This is a genomic window from Streptomyces sp. NBC_00203, assembly GCF_045206325.1.
GTDB lineage: Bacteria > Actinomycetota > Actinomycetes > Streptomycetales > Streptomycetaceae > Streptomyces > Streptomyces lutosisoli.
The window spans coordinates 6314686-6341430 of sequence record NZ_CP108126.1; the positions used below are offsets into that span (position 1 = coordinate 6314686).

At 70.9% G+C, this 26745-nt stretch carries 25 protein-coding genes; 9 read left to right on the forward strand and 16 right to left on the reverse strand.

Going from position 1 to position 26745, the window contains the following annotated elements:
• Positions 1–21 precede the first annotated feature (21 nt).
• From OG975_RS28285 to OG975_RS28325, 9 genes are all read right to left on the reverse strand, one after another.
• Entirely contained in the window at positions 22–441 is a 420-nt protein-coding gene (locus OG975_RS28285; RefSeq protein WP_406332201.1) for a DUF4913 domain-containing protein, read from the reverse strand.
• Positions 438–2189 (reverse strand): TraM recognition domain-containing protein, encoded by a 1752-nt coding sequence (locus OG975_RS28290; RefSeq protein WP_406332202.1) that lies wholly within the window; start codon positions 2187–2189, stop codon positions 438–440. The genes OG975_RS28285 and OG975_RS28290 overlap by 4 nt, the downstream gene beginning before the upstream one ends.
• Positions 2190–2402: 213 nt before the next feature.
• Complete coding sequence (locus OG975_RS28295; RefSeq protein WP_406336506.1) at positions 2403–3890, reverse strand: ATP/GTP-binding protein; 1488 nt, start codon at positions 3888–3890, stop codon at positions 2403–2405.
• A 17-nt stretch (positions 3891–3907) separates the two neighbouring features.
• Entirely contained in the window at positions 3908–5401 is a 1494-nt protein-coding gene (locus OG975_RS28300; protein ID WP_406332204.1) for an SCO6880 family protein, read from the reverse strand.
• Between the two features lie 154 nt (positions 5402–5555).
• Positions 5556–6746: a hypothetical protein gene (locus OG975_RS28305; protein ID WP_406332205.1), complete on the reverse strand. Its 1191-nt coding sequence runs from the start codon at positions 6744–6746 to the stop codon at positions 5556–5558.
• Between the two features lies 1 nt (position 6747).
• The gene (locus OG975_RS28310) at positions 6748–7521 is read right to left on the reverse strand and encodes a hypothetical protein (RefSeq protein WP_406332206.1); all 774 of its coding nucleotides are present in this window, start codon (positions 7519–7521) and stop codon (positions 6748–6750) included.
• Positions 7522–7561: 40 nt separating this feature from the next.
• Positions 7562–7861: a hypothetical protein gene (locus OG975_RS28315; RefSeq protein WP_369261268.1), complete on the reverse strand. Its 300-nt coding sequence runs from the start codon at positions 7859–7861 to the stop codon at positions 7562–7564.
• Between the two features lie 336 nt (positions 7862–8197).
• Entirely contained in the window at positions 8198–8470 is a 273-nt protein-coding gene (locus tag OG975_RS28320; protein ID WP_406332207.1) for a hypothetical protein, read from the reverse strand.
• Between the two features lie 73 nt (positions 8471–8543).
• Entirely contained in the window at positions 8544–9080 is a 537-nt protein-coding gene (locus OG975_RS28325; protein WP_406336507.1) for a DUF6668 family protein, read from the reverse strand.
• Between the two features lie 232 nt (positions 9081–9312).
• Between OG975_RS28325 and OG975_RS28330 the strand changes: the two genes are divergently transcribed.
• From OG975_RS28330 to OG975_RS28345, 4 genes are read left to right on the forward strand one after another with little or no spacing between them, the layout of a single operon-like run.
• Positions 9313–10347, forward strand: coding sequence for a peptidoglycan DD-metalloendopeptidase family protein (locus OG975_RS28330; protein WP_327430892.1), 1035 nt, complete (start codon positions 9313–9315; stop codon positions 10345–10347).
• 14 nt (positions 10348–10361) lie between these two features.
• On the forward strand, positions 10362–11048 hold the full coding sequence (locus OG975_RS28335; RefSeq protein ID WP_406332208.1) for a hypothetical protein: 687 nt from the start codon (positions 10362–10364) through the stop codon (positions 11046–11048).
• An 8-nt stretch (positions 11049–11056) separates the two neighbouring features.
• On the forward strand, positions 11057–12667 hold the full coding sequence (locus OG975_RS28340; protein WP_406332209.1) for a hypothetical protein: 1611 nt from the start codon (positions 11057–11059) through the stop codon (positions 12665–12667).
• Positions 12657–13148 (forward strand): hypothetical protein, encoded by a 492-nt coding sequence (locus OG975_RS28345; RefSeq protein ID WP_406332211.1) that lies wholly within the window; start codon positions 12657–12659, stop codon positions 13146–13148. The genes OG975_RS28340 and OG975_RS28345 overlap by 11 nt, the downstream gene beginning before the upstream one ends.
• A 181-nt stretch (positions 13149–13329) precedes the next feature.
• Here OG975_RS28345 and rarD read toward each other — a convergent pair whose 3' ends face one another.
• Both rarD and OG975_RS28355 read right to left on the reverse strand, forming a co-directional pair.
• Positions 13330–14301: an EamA family transporter RarD gene (gene rarD, locus OG975_RS28350; RefSeq protein ID WP_406332212.1), complete on the reverse strand. Its 972-nt coding sequence runs from the start codon at positions 14299–14301 to the stop codon at positions 13330–13332.
• Between the two features lie 156 nt (positions 14302–14457).
• Positions 14458–15312: an SDR family oxidoreductase gene (locus OG975_RS28355; protein ID WP_406332213.1), complete on the reverse strand. Its 855-nt coding sequence runs from the start codon at positions 15310–15312 to the stop codon at positions 14458–14460.
• An 89-nt stretch (positions 15313–15401) separates the two neighbouring features.
• Between OG975_RS28355 and OG975_RS28360 the strand changes: the two genes are divergently transcribed.
• Entirely contained in the window at positions 15402–15866 is a 465-nt protein-coding gene (locus OG975_RS28360) for a winged helix-turn-helix transcriptional regulator (protein ID WP_406332215.1), read from the forward strand.
• A gap of 22 nt (positions 15867–15888) precedes the next feature.
• Here OG975_RS28360 and OG975_RS28365 read toward each other — a convergent pair whose 3' ends face one another.
• The 5 genes from OG975_RS28365 to OG975_RS28385 all read right to left on the reverse strand — a co-directional run bounded on the left by OG975_RS28365 (position 15889) and on the right by OG975_RS28385 (position 22992).
• On the reverse strand, positions 15889–16968 hold the full coding sequence (locus tag OG975_RS28365; protein ID WP_406332216.1) for a 2-oxoacid:ferredoxin oxidoreductase subunit beta: 1080 nt from the start codon (positions 16966–16968) through the stop codon (positions 15889–15891).
• Complete coding sequence (locus tag OG975_RS28370) at positions 16961–18892, reverse strand: 2-oxoacid:acceptor oxidoreductase subunit alpha (protein ID WP_406332217.1); 1932 nt, start codon at positions 18890–18892, stop codon at positions 16961–16963. Before OG975_RS28370 ends, OG975_RS28365 begins: the two co-directional genes overlap by 8 nt.
• 303 nt (positions 18893–19195) lie before the next feature.
• Positions 19196–19855, reverse strand: coding sequence for a response regulator (locus tag OG975_RS28375; RefSeq protein WP_406336508.1), 660 nt, complete (start codon positions 19853–19855; stop codon positions 19196–19198).
• A gap of 318 nt (positions 19856–20173) precedes the next feature.
• A complete protein-coding gene (locus OG975_RS28380; RefSeq protein ID WP_406332218.1) occupies positions 20174–21529 on the reverse strand; it encodes a sensor histidine kinase in 1356 nt (451 codons plus the stop codon).
• A gap of 254 nt (positions 21530–21783) precedes the next feature.
• Positions 21784–22992 carry a sensor histidine kinase gene (locus tag OG975_RS28385; RefSeq protein WP_406332219.1) on the reverse strand — a complete coding sequence of 403 codons (1209 nt, stop codon included), beginning with the start codon at positions 22990–22992 and terminating at the stop codon, positions 21784–21786.
• Positions 22993–23329: 337 nt separating this feature from the next.
• Between OG975_RS28385 and OG975_RS28390 the strand changes: the two genes are divergently transcribed.
• The 4 genes from OG975_RS28390 to OG975_RS28405 are packed head-to-tail and all read left to right on the forward strand — an operon-like array spanning position 23330 to position 26743.
• Positions 23330–23743 carry an NADH-quinone oxidoreductase subunit A gene (locus OG975_RS28390; RefSeq protein WP_406332220.1) on the forward strand — a complete coding sequence of 138 codons (414 nt, stop codon included), beginning with the start codon at positions 23330–23332 and terminating at the stop codon, positions 23741–23743.
• Complete coding sequence (locus OG975_RS28395) at positions 23734–24366, forward strand: NADH-quinone oxidoreductase subunit B (protein ID WP_406332222.1); 633 nt, start codon at positions 23734–23736, stop codon at positions 24364–24366. Before OG975_RS28390 ends, OG975_RS28395 begins: the two co-directional genes overlap by 10 nt.
• Complete coding sequence (locus OG975_RS28400; RefSeq protein WP_406332223.1) at positions 24363–25778, forward strand: NADH-quinone oxidoreductase subunit C; 1416 nt, start codon at positions 24363–24365, stop codon at positions 25776–25778. The genes OG975_RS28395 and OG975_RS28400 overlap by 4 nt, the downstream gene beginning before the upstream one ends.
• Positions 25775–26743, forward strand: a complete 969-nt coding sequence (locus OG975_RS28405) for an NADH-quinone oxidoreductase subunit H (RefSeq protein WP_406332225.1) — start codon at positions 25775–25777, stop codon at positions 26741–26743. The genes OG975_RS28400 and OG975_RS28405 overlap by 4 nt, the downstream gene beginning before the upstream one ends.
• Positions 26744–26745 lie beyond the last annotated feature (2 nt).

Consider the following 26745-nt stretch of genomic DNA (forward strand, 5'->3'; position numbering starts at 1 on the left):
GGAAGGGGACTCGCCGTAGGCCTAGACAGCGCGCCCGGTGTCGTACGGTTCGGCCGTTGGCGCCGCCTTCGCCCGGTGGCTGCCCGCCTTGCAGCCCGCGAACGGCCCGCTGGGCGACCGGAGTTCCGCGAGCACGGGCCCGACATGGTCGCGATGCCAGACGGCGGGGCCGGACGCGCCCGCCGCCGGGTCCGTGAGCTCCTGCCAGGCCAGCCACAGGCCGTGCAGCCGGGCGACCGCCTCCAGGTGTTCCCACCAGCGCGGACACCACGGCTGCTGGGAGGTGACCTCACGGCCGTAGACGGGCAGGAGCAGGTCGGACACCCAGACGGCCAGGCCGCTCATCTCCTCGGCGTACTCCTGGCCGTCGAGGTAGAGGATGAACGGCGGGGCGGCGGGCGCTTCCTGCTGGACCTGCTCGGGCTCGGTGGCGGTGGTCATCGGGTGATCCCTTCGACGGCGCGGGCGGTGATGGCCTTGACCTCGGTCTGCGCCGCGGTCGCGATCCGGTCGGCGCCGGGTTCGGCGTACCAGGGGCGCAGTCTGACCAGCGCGGGCTTGATGCCGGTGGCGAGGAGCAGTGCGGTGCCCTTGGGCAGGGCGCGGATGCGGTCGGCGGGCAGGATGCGCTCCAGGCGGTACGAGGTCGAACGGGACCGCCCGTCCTTGCTCTTGGACCAGCTCACCGTCGACACGTCGTGCTCGCCGACCAGCCGGGAGATCTTCTCCACGAAGTCCGCGTCGTCCAGGCCCGCGCCGAGCAGCTTGATGGTGGCGGCTCCCCACAGGGCGTCCATACCGGCCTCGCCCCACACCCGCGCGCCCTGCCGGTAACTCTGCAGCAGCGTGACGATGTTGATGCCGCGCGAGCCGAAGTGCGAGTACAGATCCGGGAGATCGGAGATCCGGCAGACGTTGGCCGCCTCGTCGAGCACCGCCGTCATCGGCGGATCGAGCCGCCCGCCCATCCGCTCGGCGGCGACGACTCCCGCACGCAGTACGGAGTCCGCGGCCGCCGCGATGACACCGGCCGCCGAGCCGCCGCCGTCCTTGGAGAGGAGGTACAGCGTGTCGGTGGACAGGACGTGCCGCTCCGGGAAGAACTGCGGCAGGTCGGGGTCCGGGGTCACCCAGGCCGCGATGGCGGGGTCGAGCAGACAGGCCACGCACTGGCGGGCCGTCTCGTAGATTCCGTCGCGGGTCTCCACGGCGCCCTGCATGGTGCCCTGGAGCTGGTCCGCGAGGGCCGCCATTCCGGCGTCCCGCAGCAGGTCGACGGGGGTCCGGTCGGCCGGGTCGGCCAGCCATGCGAGCACCTCGCCGATCTGCTGCTTGCCGCGGTACGCCGCGTGGAAGAGCGCCGTGAGGGTGTTCTGCGCGGCCGAGATCCAGAAGTCGCGCTTCGACGCGTCGTCGTTCACCGCGCCGACGAAGTGGCCCGCCAGGCGGCGGGCGCCCTCGATCGTGGCGGCGTCGGCGAGCATGTCCCACCACAGGGCGCGGGGCGTGTGGGCGATGCCCTGGGGGTCGAACGTCCAGACCCGCCCCACGCGTTCGCGCTCCGCGCGCGTCACGGCGTACACGTCCGCCTTGTTCGACGTCAGCAGCACGCTGCCCCGGGCCCGCAGTACGCGCGGTACGGCGATGCTGGTGGACTTGCCCGCGCGGGGCGCCATGAGGTCCAGCTCGACGTCCTCGTAACTGGACCGCAGCTCCGGGCCGTTCGGCTCCAGGTTGCCGAGCAGGTTCCCGGTGTCGTCCGCGGTGACCTTGCCCAGCTTGGCGAGCGACGGCCTGAGTTGGCGGGCCCGTTGCGCGGCGCCCTTGGGGAGGAGGCCGGCCAGTTCCTTGCGGCCCGCGAGGCCGGTGGGCCTGGCGATCCGGCGCCGTACGAGGGCGATCAGTACGACGATGACGGCGACGACCGTGCCGAACACGCCTGCCATGCCGGCCTCGACCGCCTCCGCCGACGCCGTGGGCCACACCGCGCTCGGCCCCTCCTTGACCAGCGTCGACAGGGTCGACAGCCCGAACGGCGGCGGGTCCCATCCCGCACCGCTCGCCGCCGCGCCGACGGTTCCGCCCAGCCATGCCCCGAAGAACAGGGTGCCGATGAGGAAGGCTGCGCCCGGCACGATCCAGGGCAGCAGGTCCTCCCCGCTGTGCGAACTCTTACGCGTGCCACTCATTCCCGTTCCCCCGTCCGATGTTCATCGCCCCCGCCGCCCCTACCCGTCCCATCCCTGGGGGCTGCGCCCCCAGACTCCCTGGGCTGTGTGTCGTCTGCGGGGTGGTGGGGGTTGCTCGCGCAGTTCCCCGCGCCCCTTAAGGGGCGCGGGGAACTGCGCGATCTTTTAGACCAGCCCCCACCCACCCGCAGACGGCACACAACCCGGGCGACGTCACCGCACCCCACCCTCCCGCTTGGAGAGCGACGGCTTGCCCGCCTCCGACCAGCGGGTGTTCGTGTTGTGCAGCGCCCGCTCCGTATCGGTGATGGCGACCTTGATCGGGATACCAGGACGCCCGCCCACCTTGATGAGGAAGCGGCCGCGCCCCGGCGGCTCCTCGTTCCCGCCCGTGCTCGCCCAACCCGGCGGCGACGACCAGGACGACACCAGTTCGATCTCCCGCTCGGACATGCCCACGATCTCGCCGAGTTCCTTCATTTCCTGACGGGGAAGCCCGGCGCAGACGACCATTCCCGCCCGCTCGACGAACCCGCGCGCCTTGGCCCGGTCCGCCTCACTCCCCAAGGCCTCGGCGTCCTTCAGGGTGTGAGTGATCTTCGCGTCGCCCAGGCCGAGCGAACGGTTCAGCCGCGTCAGCGCATCGATCCGCTCGACAATGCCGGAGGCCGCCCGCAGCGGACGCCACAGCTCGTCGAGCACGGTGAAGAACCACCGCTGCGGAGCGAGCCCGGCGTCCGCGAGCGCGTGCGCGGCGGCCACCGTGCCGAGCCCGTCCGACCACGCGGCGAGCATCGCGGCGGCGGTCAGCTGGGTGTCCGCCTCGCCGATACGGGAGATGTCCACGCAGACCGCCGGAGAGGCGGGGTCGATCCGGGTCGATGTCTCGGACGCGAACGTGTCGCCGAGCGGCCCGTCCAGCACACCCAGCAGCGAGCGGTGCAGCGGATCAACCGCCTCCTGGTAGCGGGCCTCGTTGCCGCGGTCGAGCGTCACCGCCCTGACCCGGTCCGGCCCCTCGTCCAGCACCTTCAGCAGATCCGGCAGCAATGGCGCCCGCCCCGGCTTCGTACGCTCTGCGAGATGGTGCAGGCACGCGGACAGCACCGACTGCTCGTGGTCGTCCATCGGGCGGCCGCGGACGATGGTGATGAGCGCCGCGACCATGTTCAGGACGCGGCCGTGGGCCTCCGCCGCGAGGATGCGGCCCCGCTCGCCCCCGATCCGTACCGCCGCCTCACCCATCGCGCCCGGGTCGAGGACGTTGATGCCTCCGACGCCCCGGCCGATCGAGATCACCTGGCCGCCCAGCGCCCGTACGGTGTCGGCGTAGTCGGGCTTGAGGTCGCCGAGCACCAGCGGAGTGATGCCCGTCGCCGCCATGCCGATCAGCATGCGGTTGACCAGCGTCGACTTGCCCAGGCCCGGCATGCCGAGCATGAACAGGGACGGGTTGGAGATGTAACGGGCGCGGGTGAACCAGGAGATGGGGTCGCCGCAGACCGTCGCTCCGGTGTGCAGGTGCTGGCCGAGCGGGACCCCGGTCATGGGCGCCCCGGAGCCCGCCGCGAAGGGCCAGAGGCCGCACGCCTGGACCGTGGTCGCGCGCCACATCGAGGGCGGGTCCAGATGCCCGACCTGCCCGCCGCCGGGCCCGTACCAGCCGCGCGGCGGCACGGACGGCATGGGCGGCACGGACATCGCGGACTTCGACGCGCTCACAGCGCCTCCCTGATCTGGTACGGAACGAGGGTGTGCTCCCACGGCAGCAGGCCGACCGGCAGCGTGCAGGTGAAGGCCGAGGCCTGCATCCGGTCCGCGGGGCGCATCAGGATGCGGGACGACGCCTGGAGGTTGCGCACGGCGATGCCCGCGTCCTGCAGCTGCTCCTCGTCGTCGACGGTGACCGTCACCATGAGGGAGAACTCCACGAGCCCGGCGCCCGCCGCCTCCTCGGCCGCCGTCTGCTCGGCGGCCTGCATCTCCGAACTGGCCCGCGCCTGGACGAGACCGCGCCGCGAGCCCGCCATGAAGTGCGCGGTACGGCGGTCGGACTCCACGATGCGGGCGGAGGTCGCCGGGTCGATGGGGCGGTAGATGAGGGAGACCCGCTTGCGCCGGGTGCCCGACGCGGGTTCGAGCAGGCCGCGCAGAACGCTGGAGCGGACCGTGCCGCGCGGCGCGAGCGTCAGCATCCAGGTGCGCGAGACACCCGAGTCGTGCTTGTACGAGGTGACGGTCTCGACGGCGGCCGCGGGGCCGGCGTCGTCCCACTCCAGGCCGGTGGTCGCGTGCTCGGCGCGGGCGCTGAGCACGTCCGGGGCGATCGCCGGGTCGTAGGCGACCCGCACGATCTCGGCGAGCCGGTCCGCCGCGAGCGGATAGGCGGAGCCGCCGCCCGCCGCGACCAGCCCGGACAGCAGGCCCGGCAGCCGCATCGACAGGTCGGTGATGATGTCGTCGACGTTGCGCTTGGGGCCGCCCGTCGGGCCGTACGTCAACGCGATGTACGTGTGCATCTCCGAGGACGCCGACGGATAGCGCGCGACGACCTCCTCCATCACGGCGCGGGCCGCGGCCGGGGCGTCCGGGGCGATGCGCGGAAGTACCTCGGACGCCAGCCGCGTACCCGTGTCCGGGGCGGTCTCGACGACCACCTGGGCGCCGCGCAGGCCCGGCTCGTGCGAGAGACGCGCGAGCCAGTCGCCCCAGGACGCCACCCAGATGTCGACCTGCTCGGGGTCGACCAGCGAACCGCCGTCCGGCTCGCAGGCCAGGACCACCGTGTACAGGCCGCGGCCCGGGTGGTGCAGCACGCCGAACGTACGGTTGTAGGCGTCGCGGCCCTCGTACATCTTGGTGCGCGCGAGCAGTCCTGGCGGCTGGAAACGGCCACCGGGGCGCTTGGACAGCGGCCCGGAGACGTAGGTGTGCGAGCCGCTCGACTTCCGCTTCATCCAGCCGATACGGAGCGCGAGGACCTGGTAGACGTTGCGGCCGTCGACCGTGCGCAGCGCCAGCGGGGCGAGGAAGAGCCCGACCGGCACCAGCACGACGATCGCGGCCGCCAACGAGACCAGCGAGGCCAGCAGCGCCACCAGGAGTCCGCCGAAGGCGACGACGGTGCCGAGCAGACCCAGCGGGCCGAGGCCGGGACGGCGGGGCCTGCGCCAGTTTCCGTACGTGGGACGCGTCATGGCGTCGGTGGACATGGGGTTCCTTCTTCCGGCTCGGAACGGCTCAGAACGGCGTAGGACGGCTCGGAACGGCTCAGAATGCTTGATGGGTACGGGAGTTCGGGAGTAACGGGAGTACGGGATGGGGGTTCGGGACGGTCGGCGCCCCGAACCCCGGCATCTGGCGGGCCTACTGGTTGTGGCCCTTCATCCCGTCGTTGTCGTCGAGGGAGCCCGCGACCTGCGACGCCGCCTGGACACCGGTCTGTACGACGACCGCGGCGGCCTGCACCGCGAGGGCCGCGCCACCCGTGGCCGCACCCGCGGCGGCCATACCCGCGCCACCGGCGGCGCCACCCGCGCCCCCGGCCGAGGCGCCTCCGGCAGAGCTGCCGGCGCCCGAGGACGGGGAGCCCTGCGGGCCGGCCGAGCCGCCGCCACCACCCCCGCCTCCGCCGCCCCCAGCGCTGCCCGCGGCGATGCTGACGGCGCCGCTGGCGATGTTGTTCGTCGCGCCGAGGGCGATCGTGCCACCCGACGTGCCGCCGAGCGCCGCCGTCGCCGGAACGATCAGCTTGAGCAGCGCGGGCAGTGCGAAGACCGAGAGGATCAGCATGCCCATGCCCGCGATGGTCGCGTTGAGGTCCGCGTCGCCGTTCGCGTTCTTGGTGCTGGTCATCGTCGTCGCCGAGTAGATGATGAGGGCGGCGGCCGGCTTGTAGAGCAGCCAGGCCGCGAGCCAGCCGATGTGCTTCTTCCACCAGCCCTCCCCCCACCCGGTCATCGAGGAGGCGGCGGCGAGCGGAAGGGTGCCGATCAGCATGATCAGCACGCCGATGCGGATGTACATCAGACAGATCTGCACGAAGCTCGACAGCATGACCAGCAGGCCGAAGATCAGGACGAGGCCGGGCTGCTCCAGCACCATCACCCCGAGCATCTCGGCCGCCTTGTCGCCGAGATGGGACTTGCCGTAGACCTCCGCGGCGTACGCGTCCGACGCCACATTGAGGGACTGCACGACCGACACGGCGATCCCGCTGACCAGGATGACCTTCCACATGCCCATGAACGCCTGCTTCATGGGCTGGCCCTTGCGGTCGATCGCCGTGCGCATCGCGGCGAACAGGATGGAGGCGACGGCGACATAACCGACGAGCCAGCTCGTCTCGTTCATGATGGTCGTGGCCGGGCCCCCGGCGTCGTTCATCTTGATGCCCATCCAGACGCCGTTGAGCGCTTTCAGGACCTCGGAGGCGCCCTCGCCGATCGCCTTGGCGAAGGTCTCGACGGCGCCGTTGGCGAGTGCCTCACCGGTCTGCCCGAGGCCCCACTTCAGGCCGTCGCCCAGGCAGTCGTAGACCTTGAAGGTGCAGGCCATCTCAGGCCTCCCAGGTGACGAAGCCGGTGGTGCCGTTGACCTGCGCCATCCCCGAGTAGACCGTGCCGTCCGGGTCGGGCGCGAGCTTCCAGTCGCCGTCCTGCCACCGCACGGTCACCGACGCGGAGCCGTAGGTACCGGCGTTGGGACTGCGGAGCAGGAACATCAAGGTCGCCTCATCCTTGTTGTACGAGAGGACCGAGAATCCGGCGTAACCGCCGGCGTCGGCCTTGCCCGAGGTGGGCTTGTCGTCCTCCTGGGAACGGCTGGCGATCAGCGCGTCCCGGCCCGTGCCGGGGACGACCTGCCGCTCGACGACCTCGCGCCAGCCGGGGTAGCTGAGGTGGTCGGTGATGGCGTGGGCTGCGAGGACCGCCCCCATCGGCGTGTGCGCGTAGCAGGACCAGACCGGCCCGTCGTACTTGAGCGGGCCCGCGGTCTTGGAGACGGGCACCAGGCCGGTGCCGTCCGCCTTCCAGCGGAAGTCCGCGGGCGCCTTGGCCGGCTTGGCCTGGTCGCTGTCGTCGGTGCGGCAGCCGGCGGGCCGGGCGTTCGATCCGTTGCCGCCGCCGTCGCTGTCCTTGGTGGCGCTCGGTGTCGGGCTCGGGGCGGCCGACGCGCCCGCCGGGTCCTCGTCACCGCTGCTCACCATCGTGAAGACGGCGAGGACGAGCAGCACCAGCAGGAACCCGGCCGACAGGATCCAGCCTCGCTGCTGCCAGAACGGCTGCTCCCACTCCCCGCTGCCCCCACGGGACCGGCCGGAATTCAGCATGGTCGCGCTCCCTTCGAATCAGGTTCTGACCGGACGTGGATCAGGCGAAGACGAAGGTGACGACGGGACCCGCGGTGGCGACCAGGACACAGCCGCCGAGAACCATGCCGAGGCGGCCCATGTGCTCCGAGCCCTCGCCGCGGCGCATCGAGATCGCCATCATCGCGCCGGTGATGAGCACACCCGCGACACCCGCCGCGGTACCGGCCCAGGCGAGGATGCCGAGGACGGTGTCGACCTTGCCGGTCAGCGCGCCGGGCGCGTCGCGGTTGGGGTTGGGGACGGTGCCGTCCGCCAGATAGACGTACTCGTGGGCCTTGGCGGCTATTGCCTTGAACATGGCTTCTCCCCGATGTGGTCGGCTGCCGGCCGACAACGTGCCTGATGTGAGCGGTGCTTGACGGTCCGTCAGCGTGCTCGTGAATGCTTGAGGGATGCGTGAGGGCTTTTGCGACGCCCGAGTTCCCGGTTGCACAGTGAGCTTGGCGACTGCTGTGGGTTCCGGCCAAGCGATGTAGTGATCCAGCACCTGTCGGTGACGTGTCCGTGACAGACGGGAAGAGATCGTCATGACCGGGGTGCCGACGGGACATCGGAGACGGCAGCCCGGGCGCGGCAGCCCGGACACGCCGAACCCCCGCCCAATGGACGGGGGTTCGGTGGGAAGAGGGTCTGCTCAGGCGTAGACGAAGGACACGATCGGCCCGGCCGTGGCACCGATGACGCAGGCGCCCATGACTACGGCGAACTGGGTCAGATGCTCCTGGCCCTCGCCGCTGCGCAGGGAGATCGCCATGCGTGTACCGATGATGAGCAGCCCGGCCACCGCCGCGACGGTGACGAACCAGGCCATGTAGCCGAGGACTTGGTTGAGCGGACCGGTGACATCGCCGCCGGGGGTATAGGCATCGGCGAGCAGGAGGCCGCTCGCCGTATGGACAGCATTCACTGCGTTCTCCTTGGGAAATTCGGGGAGTTCGGAGAATCCGGGGAGTTCACGGAGTTCGTGGAGTTCATGGAGTTCACCTCGGGGTGGCGGGCGGGGCAGCGGTCAGCCGGGCCAGCGCCGCCGTCTCGCGCGGCAGCGGCACGGTGAGCTCGCCGGTGCGCCACGCGGGCATCCACGGCACCCGGTAGACGTCGATGACGGAGCTGATCACCTTGATGCGCTGGGTGAGTTGACGGGGCAGCCGTCCGGGCGCGTCCGCGACCAGCACGATGGCGTCGAGGTCGAGCCCTGGGGGCGCGTCGCCGCGCCGGAAGATGTCGAGGGTGTGCGAGACGGCGTCCAGACCGGCCGCGTGCGTACGCCCGACGAGCAGCACCGACCCCGGTTCACCCTGGTCGGGACGCGGCCAGTTGCGGCCGGCGTCATGGCCGCCGAAGACGGCGGCGAGCGTCGAGGCGCCGGCCCCGCCGTGCGTGGCCACCCAGGCGAACCGCCGTGCGCTCACGGCGAGTTCGGCGGGCTCGTCCCGCTGCTGCGGTTCCGCCTCGCCGACCGGCCCGCGAATCCAGACCTCGGGTCCGTCGGGCCCCTGCCGCTCGCCCCCTTGCATTGCCACCCCTTGCATTGCCACCCCTCGCATCGCCACCCCCTGCATCGCCACTCTCCTCTGTCTCCGTCGTCGGACCTTCGGCTCACCGATCTTCACGGCGCCCGGACAGGTTAGGTAACGGGGCGTGAGTTCCTGGGACGAGCCTGTGACGCCGTGGTGACGCAGGAAACGGGTGGGAGCCGAGAGACTCAACAGCATGTACACGACCGGATCTTGAGGCTGAGGGGAGCCGATGTCCAACGGGGGCGGAAGCACCATGACCTGGGTGGTCGGCGGCTGTCTCGCCGCGGTGATCATGCCGCTGGTCATGATGGTGGCGGTGAGCGGATCGCCGAGCGAGGCGGACACGGGGTCGGGCACGGGAGGCGGACTGAAGGACGGCACCGTCCCGCAGCAGTACGTGCCTTGGGTCCTGAAGGCGGGCGCGTTGTGCGACGTCATCAAGCCCGCGGTCATCGCCGCGCAGATCGAGGCGGAGTCGGGCTGGAACCCCAACGCCCAGTCGCCGGTGGGCGCCGAGGGGTTGTCACAGTTCATGCCCGGCACCTGGACGACCTGGGGCCGGGACGACGACGGCAACGGCCGAATATCCCCGTACGACCCGGGGGACGCGATCATGGCCCAGGGCCGTTACGACTGCGCCCTGGCCAAGCAGGTCGAGGGCTACAAGAACCGCGGCGAGGCGTCGGGCGAGACCCTCGACCTCGCGCTCGCGGCGTACAACGCGGGACCGGGCGCGGTGCACCAGTACCACGGCATGCCGCCGTACACCGAGACCCAGAACTACGTCGCCCGCATCAAGTCGCTGATATCCAAGTACGAGTCGATCGACGACGCGCCGGGCAAGATCCCGGCCGGGCAGCAGATGGCGATGCCGATCGGCGGCAACCCGCCCGTCACCTCGCCGTACGGCATGCGCATGCACCCGATCCTGCACGTCTACAAGCTGCACACCGGCATCGACTTCGGCGCCGCGGCCGGTACGCCGTTCAAGGCGGCCCGGGACGGCACGGTCACCTCGGCCGGCTGGTCCAACGGCTACGGCAACCGTGTGGTCATCTCCCACGGAACCATCAATGGCGACCAGATCTCGACGACGTACAACCACATGTCCGCCATTGACGTCAGTGTCGGACAGAAGGTGACAGTCGGCCAGCGGGTCGGCGCGGTGGGCTCCACCGGCTACTCGACCGGACCGCACGCGCACTTCGAGGTCATGCAGAACGGCAAGTACGTGGATCCGGCACCCTGGCTGGGGCTGAAGTGAGGAGGGAGGCGAGGATGCGTACGAGGACGATCATCGCCGTGGTCGTGTCCGTCACGGGGCTGCTGGCGTTGACGGGCTGTGGTCTGCGGGACCAGGGTGAGTCCGTGGGCGCCGCCGGTTCGTCGCCCTCCGCGGCGCCGTCGGTCGCGCCCAAGGCGCCGCTCCCGTCGGGCAAGCCGCTGGGAGCGGACGCACAGGTGCCGAGCCCGTCGGGTGTCGACGGGACGAATGCGACGGAGGTGTCGGAGGCGTGGGCGGAAGTGGCGTACGGCTACGACACGAAGTACGACTCCGGTCCGCACGACGCCGTGCTGCGCTCGGCGCGCTGGTTCACGGCGAAGAAGGCCGCCGCCGAGCGGTCGTACCGGCCCGCGAGCGGGGCGGGCGACGACTGGAACACCTGGGCCGGCCACAAGGCGTGGACCACGGTGGACGTGACCTCGGACGACGACGGCGACGGCCCCACCGACACGGCCGTCCTGGCCTACCGCGCCCTTTTCGTCGAGGGCTCGGCGCACGGCCGCGACGGCTGGACGGGCACGGGTCCGCGCGCCAACGTCTTCCTCAAGCTGACGCGAACGGGCCGCGGAGAGCCGTGGCACGTGGCGGAGGTGACGGCGGTGGAGGCCGCGGTCCCGCCGTCCCCGTCTTCCTCTTCTTCCTCTCCGTCCACCCCTTCCTCCCCTGATCACCCCGAGTGAGGGAACCGATGTCTCGACTCAGCCGCGAACAGAAGCGGGAACTCAAGCGGCAGCGCGCGGCCGGTGCCGTGCCCGGGGGGCAACAGGCCGCCGGGGTGACACCGATCGAGGTGCATGTGCCGGCGCCTACAGCCGGGTCGGCGGGGGGTGCCACGGTCGGCGGGATGCCGGTCGTGGCCGCCCCCGGTGAGACCGTCCAGGCCGCCGTCCTGAACTACCTCCACCGCCTCGCCCTCGCCACCGGCCACCCCGTCCTCGCCACCATCCACGACGAATGCATCGGCTTCGTCGTACCGCTCCAGGTGTACGTCGACGGCTCCAGCCGGTATGCCGGGGAGCCGGTGCGGGTGGGCGCGGGGACGGGCACTTCGGCCGTGGGGAGTACGGGGGAGGAGCAGCCGCAGCCACAGCCGCGCCGCCAGGTCCAGCAGCCGCAGCCGCCGGCGCCGCCGTCCGCACCGGTTCCGCCGGCTCCCGTATCCGCTGCGCGGGTGCAGGAGGAGCCGCCGACCGGAGCGCCCGTGGCACCCGAAACTCCGCCGGCCCCGCGTCGGGACAAGGCGACGTACGTGCTGCGAGCGGTACCGGAGCCGACACCGGAGCCGGCGGTCGCGCCCGCACCTGCGCCTGTCGCGAGGCCGGAGCCCGCACCCGCACTTGCGCCCACGCCGGAGCCCGAGCCGGTGCAGACGTCGACACCGATGCCGGAGCCGGCGGCGAGCCCCGCGGCGTCCGCCGTTCAGGCACCCGCACCCGAACCCGTACGTTCCCCCGCGCCGAGCACGCCCAGTCCTACTCCCACTCCGCCCCCCACCCCCACCCCGTCGACCTTCGTCCTCCGGGCGGTGCCGGAGCCCAAGCCGCTGCCCGGGGCCGCGGCGACGCATGTGCTGCGGGCGGTGCCGGAGTCGGCGGCCGGGGTCGTGGCGGCGCCGACCGGGGAGTTCGGGCCGGCTCCGGTGGCCGAGCCCGCTCCCGTGCGGAAGCCGGTCCCCGCGATGGAGGCCATGTCCTTGATGGAGCCCGAGCCGGAGCCGAAGCCCGCTCCGGTGCGGGGCTTCGACGCCGTCGCCGAGGCGGTGCTGGCGCCGAGTACGGCTCCGGAGGGAGAGGGCGAGGGTGCGGCGGCGTTCCTCGTGGAGCCCGTGGCGCGGATCAACGAGGCCGTGAAGATGGGCCGGATCGAAGCGGCCGCGGGGATGGCGGAGCGAGCCGTCGCGGAGGCGGCGCAGTCGCTGGGCGAGGAGCACCAGGAGGTGCTGAAGCTGCGCGAACTGACCGCGTACATCGCCTACTTGGCCGGTGACGCGCTCAGGTCGTTCCACCTGTCGCTCGACCTCGCCAGGGTCCGCCGTCGCCACCGTGACCCGCGCGCCGCGTACGGCAACGTACAGAGCGCGGCCGCGGCCTGGCGCGCCGTCCGCGACCCCTTGCAGGGTCTGCACCTCGGACGCGACCTGATCGGTGTGTGGACCGAGCTCACGGCCGACGGTGGCCCCGCCGCCGACGACATCGAGCAGCTCGAATCGGCCCGCACCCGCATGGGCCGCCTCGCCGAACGCGCCCGCGTCCTGGCGGACAACCCCTACACCCAGAGCCCGCGCGCCCATGGCCAGTGACGACCGCGACCGGGCCGCGGCCGCGCGCCGCCGCTCACCGCGAAGAGGTGCACCGCGCCCGCGCACCGAGGTGTACGTCAATGAGCTGACCGGCACGATGAGCTGGCGCACGGTCCGGCCCGGCGGAACCGACCGCGACGGCCGCCCGCGCACTCGCGTCACCGCCCAGGGTGCCGCTCCTGTCCCCACACACCCGGCCGCCGTACGGTCCGCGGTGAGCGTCCCCGTCGAGGGGCTCACCGCGGACCAGTTGCAGCATCACCTGGCCCGTGTCGGCGCCCTGCGCTCCCACGTCGCGGCCGACATCGCCGCCGGCACGCGCATGCCGAGAGCCGTGGCGGCCCGGGTGCGCTCGGGCTCCACACCGGCGGCCGCACACGCCCTCACCACGGGTTTCGCCCCCGCCGCCCCTACCCGTCCCATCCCTGGGGCTGCGCCCCCAGACCCCGCTAAAAGATTGCGCAGTTCCCCGCGCCCCTAAAGACAAAAGACAACAGCACCCGGGGCGGGCCTGGGGCGAAGGGGCGCAGCCCCGAGCCGTCAGGGGCGCGGGGAACTGCGCGACCAGCCCCCATCCACCCGCACCCGACACACAACCGAACGGGGTCGAAGGGGCAGAGCCCCTGGGGATGGGACGGGTAGGGGCGGCGGGGGCGAAAACCCTACGCGGGCTCCCGCGCCGGGCTCACCGTGTCGCCGGAGGCGTTGGGGTTGGCGTTGGCCGAGGCGCGTAGCGCACGAGCCCCCCGTCGCGCGGCACGCAACGCGTCAAACGTGAGCAGCGACAACGCGACCCAGACCAGCGCGAACCCGGCCCAGCGCTCGGGCGGCATGGCCTCATGGAAGTAGAGGATGCCGAGGAGGAACTGGAAGACGGGGGCGAGGTATTGGAGGAGCCCCAGCGTGGACAACGGCACCCTGATCGCCGCCGCACCGAAGCAGACCAGCGGAAGCGCGGTCACCACCCCCGTCGCCGCGAGCAGCGCCGCATGCCCCCCACCCTCCGTAGCGAAGGTCGCCTCCCCCTTCGCCCCCAGCCACAGCAGATAGGCCAGCGCGGGCAGGAACTGAATCGCGGTCTCGGCGGCGAGCGACTCGATACCGCCGAGGTTGACCTTCTTCTTCACCAGCCCGTACGTACCGAAGGAGAAGGCGAGGCAGAGAGAGATCCACGGCGGACGGCCGTATCCGATCGTCAGAACACCGACCGCGGCGAAACAGACACCGACCGCCGCCCACTGCACCGGCCGCAGCCGTTCCTTCAGAAGCAGCACACCCAGCGCGATGGTGACGAGCGGATTGATGAAGTAGCCGAGGGACGCCTCGACCACGTGTCCGCTGTTCACGGACCAGATGTAGACGCCCCAGTTGACGGTGATGACCGTCGCCGCGATCGCCACGAGGCCGAGCTTGCGCGGCTGACGCACCAGCTCGCCCGCCCAGGCCCAGCGCCGCATCACCAGCAGCACGGCGCCGACGACGACGAGGGACCACACCATCCGGTGGGCGAGGATCTCGACCGCGCCGGAGGGCTTCATCAGGGGCCAGAAGAGAGGGACGAGCCCCCACATGCCGTATGCGGCGAAGCCGTTCAGCAGACCTATGTGCTGCTCGCCCTTCGGCTTCCCGGCCACCGGCGCCTCCCTCTCGTCACACGGCCGCTCCCATGGTGCGGAGCGGCACGGAAGAAGGTAGCGCCGAGCACCCCTGCCTGTCATGCCCGTATCGCCATACGGTCATGACAGGCAGGGGTGGGGGTGGGGAAGGCGGCGCCCAGGCCCGAGGGGGAGTCAGCCCTTCAGCGCCGCCGCGATCGACTCGGTGATCGGCGTGGTCGGACGGCCGGTCAGCCGGGACAGGTCACCGGGGGTGCCGGCCAGCTCGCCGTTCTCGATGGACACGTCCACGCCCGCGAGAATCGCGGCGAACGGCCCGGGCAGCCCGGCGCCGGTCAGGATGCCGGTGTAGACCTCGACGGGGACGGCGTTGTAGGCGATCTCCTTGCCGGCGTACTCGGCCACCGAGGCGGCGTACTCGGCGAAGCTCCACGCGGTGTCGCCGCTCAGCTCGTACGTCTTGTTCTCGTGGCCCTCGCCGGTGAGTACGGCGGCGGCGGCGGCCGCGTAGTCGGCGCGCGCGGCGGAAGCGACCTTGCCCTCGCCGGCGGCCTGCGTGACGGCGCCGTACTCGAGGACGGGGGCGAGGTTCTCGGTGTAGTTCTCGTTGTACCAGCCGTTGCGGAGCAGGGCGTAGGGCACACCGGACGCGACGATCGCCTGCTCGGTGCCCCGGTGGTCGTCGGCGAGGGCGGCCGTCAGGCTGCCCGGGGCGCTGGTGTACGCGAAGAGCGCGACCCCGGCGGCCTTGGCGGCGTCGAGGACGACCTGGTGCTGGCCGACGCGGCCCTTGTCGAACTCGTTGCCGGAGATCAGCAGCACCTTGTCGCCGGCGGCGAAGAGGCCGTCGAACGTCCCGGGGGTGTTGTAGTCGGCGACCGCGAGCTTCACACCGCGGGCCGCGAAGTCGGCGGCCTTCTCCTTGTCGCGGACGACGGCGGTGATCTGGTCGGCCGGGACCTTCTCCAGCAGCTGCTCGACGACGTGACGACCGAGGTGTCCGGTGGCTCCGGTGACGACGATGCTCATGAGTGAACTCCTTGTGGGGTGGGTCTGCCACTAACCATAGGAGGTGCGCTAACTCTACGAAAGTACCCACTTTGAAGTAAGGTACTGGCATGGCCGTAAGTACCGCAGCAGCAGCCGACACCTCAGTCGCGAGCAAGTCGGGCGAGTCAGGTGAGTCAGGCAAGTCAGGCAAGTCGAGCAAGTACGACACCGGCGAGGCGACGTGCCCGTACCGCCTGGTCCTGGAGCACGTGACCAGCCGCTGGGGCGTCCTCGTCCTGATCGAGCTCCTGGACCGCTCCTACCGCTTCAGCGAGCTGCGCCGCGCCATCGGCCGCGTCAGCGAGAAGATGCTCACCCAGACCCTCCAGACCCTGGAGCGCGACGGTCTCGTCCATCGTGACGCCAAGCCCGTGATCCCGCCACGCGTCGACTACTCCCTCACCGACCTGGGCCGCGAGGCTGCCGAACAGGTCCGCGGGCTGGCCCTGTGGACCAGCGAGCGCATGACCGACGTGGAGAAGGCCCGCCGGACATACGACGAGGCCCGGGCCGTCAGGGCCCGGGCCTCGTAAACCGTCGGCGGACTCGGCGGACTCAGCCGACGACCGTCCAGGTGTCGCCGCCGGCGAGCAGTGCGGCCAGGTCGCCCTTGCCGTTCTGCTCGATGGCCGTGTCCAGCTGGTCGGCCATCTGCGTGTCGTAGACCGGCCGGTCCACGGAGCGGAACACGCCGATCGGTGTGTGGTGCAGGGTGTCGGGGTCGGCGAGCCTGCTGAGCGCGAAGGCCGTGGTCGGGGACGCGGAGTGGGCGTCGTGGACCAGGATCTGGGACTCGTTGTCCGGCGTGACGGTGACGACCTTCAGATCGCCGGTCCGCTGATCCCGTACGACGCCACGCGCGCCGTCCGGTCCGAAGCGGATCGGCTGTCCGTGGTGGAGGCGGATGACGGCTTCCTCGGCCTGCTGCTTGTCCTTGAGTGCCTCGAAGGCGCCGTCGTTGAAGATGTTGCAGTTCTGGTAGATCTCCACGAGTGCCGTGCCGGGGTGGGCGGCGGCCTCGCGCAGTACCCCGGTGAGGTGCTGGCGGTCGGAGTCGATCGTCCGGGCGACGAAGGACGCCTCCGCGCCGATCGCCAGGGACACCGGGTTGAAGGGCGCGTCCAGCGAACCCATCGGCGTCGACTTGGTGATCTTGCCGACTTCGGAGGTGGGGGAGTACTGGCCTTTGGTGAGGCCGTAGATCCGGTTGTTGAAGAGCAGGATCTTCAGGTTGACGTTGCGGCGCAGGGCGTGGATGAGATGGTTGCCGCCGATGGACAGCGCGTCGCCGTCACCCGTGACGACCCATACGCTCAAGTCCCGGCGGCTGGAGGCCAGTCCGGTCGCGATGGCGGGTGCGCGGCCGTGGATGGAGTGCATGCCGTAGGTGTTCATGTAGTACGGGAAGCGCGACGAGCAGCCGATGCCCGAGACGAAGACGATGTTCTCCTTGGCCAGGCCCAGTTCCGGCATAAAGCCCTGGACCGCCGCGAGGATCGCGTAGTCACCGCAGCCGGGGCACCAGCGCACTTCCTGATCGGACTTGAAGTCCTTCATGGACTGCCTGGCCTCGGCCTTGGGAACGAGAGAGAGCGCCTCGATCGTGCCCGTGCCTTCCGTGGACGTCTCAGCCATCGATGGCCTCCTTGAGAGCCGTGGCGAGTTGTTCGGCCTTGAACGGCATGCCGTTGACCTGGTTGTACGAGTGCGCGTCCACCAGGTACTTCGCCCGGATGAGGGTGGCGAGCTGGCCGAGGTTCATCTCGGGGATCACCACCTTGTCGTAACGCTTCAGCACGGTGCCCAGATTCCGCGGGAAGGGGTTGAGGTGGCGCAGATGGGCCTGCGCGATGTTCTCCCCGGCGGTGCGCAGCCGGCGTACTGCGGCGGTGATGGGTCCGTAGGTGGAGCCCCAGCCCAGGACGAGGGTGGTGGCCTCGCCGGACGGTTCGTCGACCTCGATGTCGGGGACGTCGATGCCGTCGATCTTGGCCTGGCGGGTGCGGACCATGAAGTCGTGGTTGGCGGGGTCGTAGGAGATGTTGCCGGAGCCGTCCTGCTTCTCGATGCCGCCGATGCGGTGCTCCAGGCCGGGCGTGCCCGGGATGGCCCAGGGGCGGGCGAGGGTCTGCGGGTCGCGCTTGTAGGGCCAGAACACCTCGGTGCCGTCGTCGAGGGTGTGATTGGGGCCCTGGGCGAACTGCACGCGCAGGTCCGGGAGTTCGTCGGTGTCGGGGATACGCCACGGCTCGCTGCCGTTGGCGAGGTAGCCGTCCGAGAGCAGCAGGACGGGCGTGCGGTACGTCAGCGCGATCCGGGTGGCCTCGATGGCGGCGTCGAAGCAGTCGGCCGGGGTGCGAGGAGCCACGATGGGAACCGGCGCTTCGCCATTGCGCCCGAACATCGCTTGCAGCAGGTCGGCCTGCTCGGTCTTGGTCGGCAGACCGGTCGAGGGACCGCCGCGCTGGATGTCGATGACGAGCAGCGGCAGTTCGAGCGAGACGGCGAGCCCGATGGTCTCCGACTTCAGCGCCACACCGGGGCCGGAGGTGGTGGTGACGCCGAGCGAGCCGGCGAACGCCGCGCCCAGGGCGGCGCCGATGCCCGCGATCTCGTCCTCGGCCTGGAAGGTGCGTACGCCGAAGTTCTTGTGCTTGCTGAGCTCGTGCAGGATGTCGGAGGCCGGCGTGATCGGGTACGAGCCCAGGTAGAGCGGCAGATCCGCCTGCCGGGAGGCCGCGATCAGGCCGTACGACAGCGCCAGGTTCCCGGAGATGTTGCGGTAGGTGCCGGTCGGGAAGGTGTGGGCGGCCGGAGCGACCTCGTAGGAGACGGCGAAGTCCTCGGTGGTCTCACCGAAGTTCCAGCCCGCCCGGAACGCGGCGATGTTCGCGGCCGCGATGTCGGGCTTCCTGGCGAACTTGGTCTGAAGGAACTTCTCGGTGCCCTCGGTGGGCCGGTGGTACATCCACGACAGCAGACCCAGCGCGAACATGTTCTTGCTGCGCTCGGCCTCCTTGCGGGAGAGCGAGAACTCCTTCAGCGCCTCGACCGTCATCGTCGTGAGGGGGACGGGATGGACGCTGTAGCCGTCGAGCGATCCGTCCTCCAGCGGACTGGCCGCGTAGCCGACCTTCGACATCGCCCGTTTGGTGAACTCGTCCGTGTTGACGATGATCTCCGCGCCGCGCGGCACATCGGCGATGTTCGCCTTCAGAGCGGCGGGGTTCATCGCGACCAGGACGTTCGGCGCGTCACCGGGCGTGAGGATGTCGTGGTCCGCGAAATGCAGCTGGAACGACGAAACGCCCGGCAGGGTGCCTGCGGGCGCTCGGATCTCGGCGGGGAAGTTCGGAAGGGTCGAGAGGTCGTTGCCGAAGGAAGCTGTCTCGGAGGTGAAGCGGTCACCGGTGAGCTGCATACCGTCACCCGAGTCACCCGCGAACCGGATGATCACCCGGTCGAGCCGGCGGACGTCTTTCGCCCCCGCCGGTTTTCGCTGTTCTCCTACGACGGCTCCATCGGCGTGCTCCGCTGGGCTACTGACCTGGCTCGTCACTGAACTGGACCTCCCTCGAGGCGGCTGTCTGGGAGCGGCCTTCCCGCAGGCCCTTCCCTTTTCAACCCTACGTCGGTAAGGGTCGCCTTCCTGCGGCCATTCGCATGATGGACACCATTTTGAGACGGCCGGACGCCCTGACTTGTCATGATTTACCCGCCCCCGGTCCTTCCTTGGAAGACGCTCCCCGCTCATCCTTTGGTTCTAGGTGGGCCCTGGATGGCTCTGGCTGGTTCCAGGGCTGGTTCCAGGCTCCTCGTGGCACATCGAGTCGCACTCAACAACTGACACAGTGTCAGGTGGTCATGAGTTCAGGTAGGTGAGTACGGCCAGAACACGCCGGTGATCCCCGTCACTTGGAGACAGGCCCAGCTTCAGGAAGATGTTGCTGACGTGCTTCTCGACCGCGCCGTCGCTGACCACGAGCTGCCGGGCGACGGCCGAGTTCGTCCGCCCCTCGGCCATCAGTCCCAGGACCTCCCTCTCCCGCGGGGTGAGCCCCGCGAGCACGTCCTGCTTGCGGCTGCGGCCGAGCAGCTGCGCCACGACCTCCGGGTCGAGCGCGGTACCCCCCTGGGCCACCCGCACCACCGCGTCCACGAACTCCCGCACCTCGGCCACCCGGTCCTTGAGCAGATAGCCGACGCCGCGGCTCGAACCGGCCAGCAGTTCGGTGGCGTACTGCTCCTCCACGTACTGTGACAGCACGAGCACACCGAGTCCGGGATGCGCCTTGCGCAGCTGCACCGCCGCCCTGATCCCCTCGTCGGTGTGCGTCGGCGGCATCCGTACATCGGCGACGACGACGTCCGGCAGCGCGTCCTGCGCCGCGAACTCGGTAATGGTCTTGATCAGCGCCTCGCCGTCGCCGACACCGGCCACGACGTCATGCCCACGGTCGGTCAGCAACCGGGTCAGGCCCTCCCTGAGCAGCACTGAATCCTCGGCGATGACCACCCGCACCCTGTCCTCCACGATTCTCGGCCCCCCAGAGCCCGGACAGTGCCGGGTTCGTCCCCGCTCGTACGTCAGGCCCCCAGCATTCCAGCATTCGCACCGGCCTGTGCCCGGGTAAGTCTTTTAGGGGCGCGGGGAACGGCGCGATCAGCCCCCACCGTCCCGCAGACGACGAACTACCCCCGTCTTTCAGGGGCGCGGGGAACTGCGCAATCTTTTAGGGGGGTCTGGGGGCGCAGCCCCCAGGAACGGGATGGGACGGGTAGGGGCGGCGGGGGCGAAAACCCTCCTACCCCAACCCGCCGTACCGACCGACGTACCGACTCACCCCCGCCACGGCAGCTCCGCGGTAACCCGAGTAGGCCCACCCACCGGCGAATCCACCACCAGAATCCCGTCCACCGCATCCAGCCGCTCCGCCAGCCCAGCCAGCCCCGACCCCCCGGAGACATCGGCCCCACCCGCACCGTCGTCGCAGACCTGGATCATCAGCCGGTCCTCGACCCGCCACACATCCACGCTCGCGCTGCCCGCCCGCGCATGCTTGCTGATGTTCTGCAACAGCTCGGACACCGTGAAATACGCGATCCCCTCGATCGCGGGCGCCGGCCGTGACGGCAGATCCACCTCGACCCGCACCGGCACCGTGCACCGTGAGGCCACCGCCGACAGCGCGGCGTCCAGACCCCGGTCGGTCAGCACCGCCGGATGGATCCCACGGGCCAGATCCCGCAGCTCCTGCAAGGCCGTCTTCACCTCACCGTGCGCCTCGTCCACCATCCGCGCCGCGGCCTGCGGATCCTCGGTCAGCTTCTCCTTCGCCAGCCCCAGGTCCATCGCCAGCGCGACCAGCCGGGCCTGCGCCCCGTCGTGCAGATCGCGCTCGATGCGCCGCAGGTCAGCCGCGGCGTGGTCGACCACGACCCCCCGGTCGGACTCCAGCTCCACCACCCGCGTCGCCAGCCGCGACGGGCCGAGCAGCCCGCGCACCATCAGCCGGTCCACGATCGTCAGCGCCCGCACGATCCACGGCGTGGCCATCGTGAAGAGCAGCCCCACCAGCGCGGTCACCGTGATCTCGAACGGGTTGTCGAGGTAGATGGAGTGCGTGCCGTCGCCGTACAACTGAAGCCCGCCCTGCCCGCCGTACATCGGGAAGAGCCAGAACCACAGCGGATACGTCAGCAGCGCCCACCCGTACGCCCAGAAGTTCAGCGCCACCACGAAGGAGAACACCGACCACGGGAACTGGAGCACCGCGTACAGCAGATGCCGCCACGACGCACCGCTCTTGAGGACCGCGCCCATCCACGCCATCGCCCCGTGCTTCTTCATACGCAGCGGCTCCGGCTCGGCCACCTCGATGCCGAGCAGCCCGCGCGCCCGCGCCCGTTCCAGCGCGCCGAAGCCGCGGCAGCCGGCGAGGGCGGCGGCGAGTACCGGTATCCCCAGGAAGGTGATCAGCAGGCCGGCGCCGAGCGAGACCATCGTGACGGCGAACGTGAACATGATGATCCCGAGCGGCAGGCTCAGCATCACATAGCCGAACTCACGCCAGCTGCGGGCCTCGATCGGCGCCCGCAGCGGGGCCGGGAGACGGTGCCGCCGCTCATCGGCGCCCGCCCCGTGGAACCCGGGCCCGTTCCGGTGCCCGTATCCCTGTCCGTACTCCGTGGCCATCGGTCCCGTCCGTTCTGCTCGTCCTGCTCGCCGACTCGTACCTTCACCCTGCTGTCCGGGGCGCCCATCGGCCATGGAGCGGGTCGGCGTCTTGGAGCGGGGGTTTTCCCTACCTCGGGCAGTGGGCCGCATCCTGAGGGGCGGGCCGGAGCCGCACCGGCACTTCGAGCGGCGGGCCGGAGGCCTCCCGGAACCCGAGCGGCGAGCCGGAGCCGTACGCACGGCTGCCGTGCGAGCCGGGGTCGTACGGACCGCTACCGCGCGGGCGGGCTCGGCTGGTCCTGCCGGTCCCGCCACGGCAGCTCCGCCGTGATGACGGTGGGACCGCCGGCCGGCGACTCGATGACGAAGAGCCCGTCGACCGCACCGAGCCGGTCCGCGAGCCCCGCCATCCCGGTGCCGCCGTCGAGGCCGGCCCCGCCGCGCCCGTCGTCCCACACCTGTATGAGCAGCCGCTGGTCCGCCCGCCACACGTCGACGGACGCGGACCGCGCCCCGCTGTGCTTGCTCACGTTCTGCAGCAGCTCGGAGACGGTGAAGTAGGCGATGCCCTCGATGGCCGCGGCCGGTCTCGTCTCCAGCGCGGCCGACACCTTCACCGGCACGGTGCAGCGCGAGGCGACCGACGACAGCGCCGCGTTCAGACCCCGGTCGGTGAGCACCGCCGGGTGGATGCCGCGGGCCAGATCGCGCAGCTCCTGCAACGCGAGCTTCACCTCGCCGTGCGCCTCGTCGACCATCGCCGCCGCCGCGTCGGGGTCCTCCAGAAGCTTCTCCTTGGCCAGGCCGAGCCCCATCGCGAGGTTGACCAGGCGGGCCTGCGCCCCGTCGTGCAGATCGCGTTCGATGCGCCGCAGGTCAGCCGCGGCGTGGTCGACCACAACCCCCCGGTCGGACTCCAGTTCGGCGATCCGCCGCTCCAGCTCGTCGGAGGGCGACAGCAGCCCGCGCACCATGGCGCGGTCCACGTTCGTCAGCCCCCGCGCGATGAACGGCAGCACCGGCCACAGGACGAACAGCGACACGGACATGACCGTGAAAGTGACGATGCCCCACGGCAGCCGGATGAAGTCGTACAGCACCGTCCGCCAGGCCACCGGGTCCTTCAGGCTCGACCACAGCCAGCCGAAGAAGCCGGTCCCGCTCACCGGCATCGGGCTCGGCTCGTCGATCCGCACACCCAGCAGCGCCCGCGCCCGCGCCCGCTCGGCCTTGCCCAGCAGACGCGCGCCCGCCAGCCCGCCCGCGAGCAGCGGCAGCCCGACGACCGTCACCGCGAGCCCCGCGCCCGTGAACACCAACGTCACGACGTACACGAAGCTGAAGATGGAGACCGGCAGATTGGCCAGCAGATGAGCGATCTCCTTCCACGTCTGCCCGTCGAGGGCGAAGCGCGCGGGAGGCAGCCGGTCGCCGTCGGACGTCTCGTCCGACGGACCGGTGAGCGTGATGCGTTCGGTCATAATCGCTAGCCTGCCCGGCGGCGAGCCGCCGCGCCATGAGGTGGACCGCCACGATCCACTGGGGAAAACCCCACCCTCGCGAGGTGCGGACGCGAGGTACGGAGAGGTGCACAGGGGAACCCTGAGGACCGCCGCGAGGTGAAGAAGGGAACCCTGCGGCGCGTGAGCAGGACGAGTCCGAGGCGCGTTCCCGTTGATCGAGGCGTGACAGGCTGCTTACGGTCTCTTTAGCAGGCCCTAGACTCCCGTCCGTACAGATCGTCGAACACGGCGCATCACAGAGTGCGCGACGGCGTACTCCGGGGCGCACAACGAGGTCAGGGAGCGAGGGGCTGACGTGCCGGAACCGACCGTTGTCACGGCAACCGGGACCGAGGTCGCGGCGGGCTACTTCCAGTCCTACTCGGTCGTCGGACTGCTAGCCGTCGTGGGCGTGCTCTTCGTCGCCGTCGCCTTCGGGGCCGGCCGCCTGCTGCGTCCCGTGGTCCCCACCCCCGAGAAACTCCTGACCTACGAGTGCGGCGTCGACCCCGTCGGTGAGGGCTGGGCCCACACCCAGGTCCGCTACTACGTCTACGCGTTCCTCTACGTGATCTTCGCCGTCGACTCGATCTTCCTCTTCCCCTGGGCGACGGTCTTCGCCGCGCCCGGCTACGGCGCCGCGACGCTCGTGGAGATGTTCATCTTCCTCGGCTTCCTCGCCGTCGGCTTGCTGTACGCATACAAGAAGGGCGTCCTGACATGGACGTGACCCCTGAGACGACCTCCGAGCCGGTGCTGCTGCCCGAGCCGAAGCGGCTCGGCGCGCTCTCCCGGCTGGCCCCCGAGCCGATGAAGGTGGTCCTGAACTGGGGCCGCCGCTACTCGCTCTGGGTCTTCAACTTCGGGCTCGCCTGCTGCGCGATCGAGTTCATCGCCGCGTCCATGGCCCGCCACGACTTCATCCGGCTCGGCGTGATCCCCTTCGCGCCCGGCCCGCGCCAGGCCGACCTGATGGTGGTCTCCGGCACGGTCACGGACAAGATGGCCCCGGCCGTGAAGCGCCTCTACGAGCAGATGCCCGAGCCGAAGTACGTCATCTCCTTCGGCGCCTGCTCCAACTGCGGCGGCCCGTACTGGGACTCGTACTCCGTCACCAAGGGCGTCGACCAGATCATCCCCGTCGACGTGTACGTCCCCGGCTGTCCGCCCCGCCCCGAGGCACTGCTCCAGGGCATCCTCAAGCTCCAGGAGAAGATCGCCCGGGAGTCCCTGGGCGAGCGCTACGGCACCGGTTCGGCCCGCCCGTCCACGGCCGCGCTCCAGAGCGACCTGGTGAAGCCGCCCGTTGCGGGTGCCTCGGGTGCCGCGGGTGCCGTGGGGGAGGACCGATGAGCATCGGCTGGCTCCCCGCCCCCGTCGAGGAACTCTTCGGCCCGGAGGCCACGGCCGAGGAGTCGTACGGCGTCCTGACGGTCGATGTCCCGCCGACGTCTTGGGTCGCGGCTCTGGAGACGGCCCGGACCGCGCTGACCTGCACATACTTCGACTGGCTGAGCGCCGTCGACGAACCGGGCACCGGCTTCCGCGTCTTGGCGCACGTCGTGGCGCTGTCTCCCGTACGCCGCCTCCTCGTCCGTACGACGGTCTCGCACGAGTCCCCCGTACTCGCGTCGGCGGTCTCCGTGTACGCGGGCGCCGGCTGGCACGAGCGCGAGACCCACGAAATGTTCGGCGTGATCTTCGAGGGCCACCCGGGGCTGACACCCCTGTTGCTGCCCGAGAGCTTCGAAGGCCACCCCCTCCGCAAGGACTTCGTCCTGGCCGCCCGCGTCGCCAAGGCCTGGCCCGGCGCGAAGGAGCCCGGCGAGTCCGAACACGGCGGCCCGAAGCGCCGCCAGATGCTTCCGCCGGGCGTCCCCGACCCCAACGAATGGGGCCCCCTCAAGGGCCAGCTCCCCCCGGCCCCGGCCCGCCCCGCCCGCGGCGCCGCCCGCGCAACCGGCGACCGCCCCGTCCGCCGGGCCCGCACAGCGGGAGAGGGCTCAGCGAGCCAGACTCCCGCTGGGGGAGTGGCTGGGAGTACGGCTACCGGTACGGGTCCGGCAGGTGCTGGAGCTGAACCGGGCACCGGTACGAGCGCCGCCGCCAGTGCTGCTCCGCAGACCCCGGCATCGCCCCGCCGCGCCCGCAGCGCGAGCCAGGGTTCGGCCGGCCAACAGGCCCAGGCCCCGGCCTCGGACCAGCAGGCGCCCGCCTCGGCCCCGGCACCCACCGAACCAACGCCACCCGCCACAGCAACAGCTCCGGCAACAGCTCCTGAAACAGCTCCTGAAACAGCTCCAGAAACGGCAACGGCTCCCGCCACCCCGTCCAAGCCCGCCGCACCCCGCAGCTCGGACGCCCCGTGGCACCACGCCCGCCCCGCTTTCGACGAGCCGGAGCCGGAGCCCGCGTCGGAGCCTGAGTCGGAGCCGAAGCCGGAATCGAACCCGGAGCCGGAGCAACGCGCTGCGGTCACCCCGGAGTCCGATGCCGCCCCCGAGCCCGAGACTGCCCCGAAGCCTGAGGCCATCTTGGAATCTGACGCCGGCCCGGAGCCCGGGTCGAACCCGGAGCCGGAGACGAACCCGGAACCGGAGGCGACCCCAGAACCGGGAGCCGCCCCGAACCCCCCAGCCGCACCCGATGCCGCACCCGACGGCACACCCGACGGCGCTGCGGACCCCGCCCCCAAGACTCCCGCCCCCAAGACTGCCGACGCCAAGACACCCGACCCCGACGACCCCACCGGAGGCACGCCGTGAACGACGCTCTCGACGTCGCCCTACGCCTCCTCGTCGTCTTCATTGTGTTCCTGACGTTCCCCCTGATCGTCGGTCAGACCGAGCACAAGGTGATGGCCCACATGCAGGGCCGCCTCGGCCCGATGTACGCGGGCGGCTTCCACGGCTGGGCCCAGCTCGTCGCGGACGGCGTGAAGTTCGCGCAGAAGGAAGACGTCGTCCCGACCGGCGCGGACCGCCGTATCTTCCAACTCGCCCCCGCCGTAGCCCTCCTCCCGTACCTCCTCGTCCTCCTCGCCATCCCGATCGGCCCGGGCGAGGGAGCGGTCGGCGAGGTCATCGACGCGGGCATCTTCTTCGTCCTGGCCGTCATGGGCGTAGGCGTCCTCGGCTCGCTCATGGCGGGCTGGGCCTCGGCCAACAAGTTCTCCCTCCTCGGCGGCCTGCGCACCGCCGCCCAGCTCCTCGCGTACGAACTCCCGATGCTGCTGACTGCCGCCTCCGTCGCGATGGCGGCCGGCACCGTCTCCCTCCCGGGCATCGTCGACGCCTTCGAGTGGTGGTGGCTGCCCTGGCAGATCGTCGGCGGGATCGTCTTCTTCGTGGCGGGCCTCGCCGAACTCCAGCGCCCGCCCTTCGACATGCCCGTAGCCGACTCGGAGATCATCTTCGGCGCGTACACCGAGTACACGGGCCTGCGTTTCGCGCTCTTCCTCCTCGCCGAGTACGCCGGAATCGTCGTCCTGAGCGGTCTGACCACCGTCCTCTTCCTGGGCGGCTGGCACGGCCCGTGGGGCGCCGACGGCCTCGGCTGGGTCTGGACCCTGCTGAAGTCGGCCGTGCTCGCCTTCATCGTCATCTGGCTCCGTGTTACCTATCCCCGCCTCCGCGAGGACCAGCTCCAGAAACTCTCCTGGACCCTCCTCGTCCCTCTCTCCCTCGCCCAGATCGCCCTCACCGGCATCGTCAAGGTGGTGATCTCGTAACC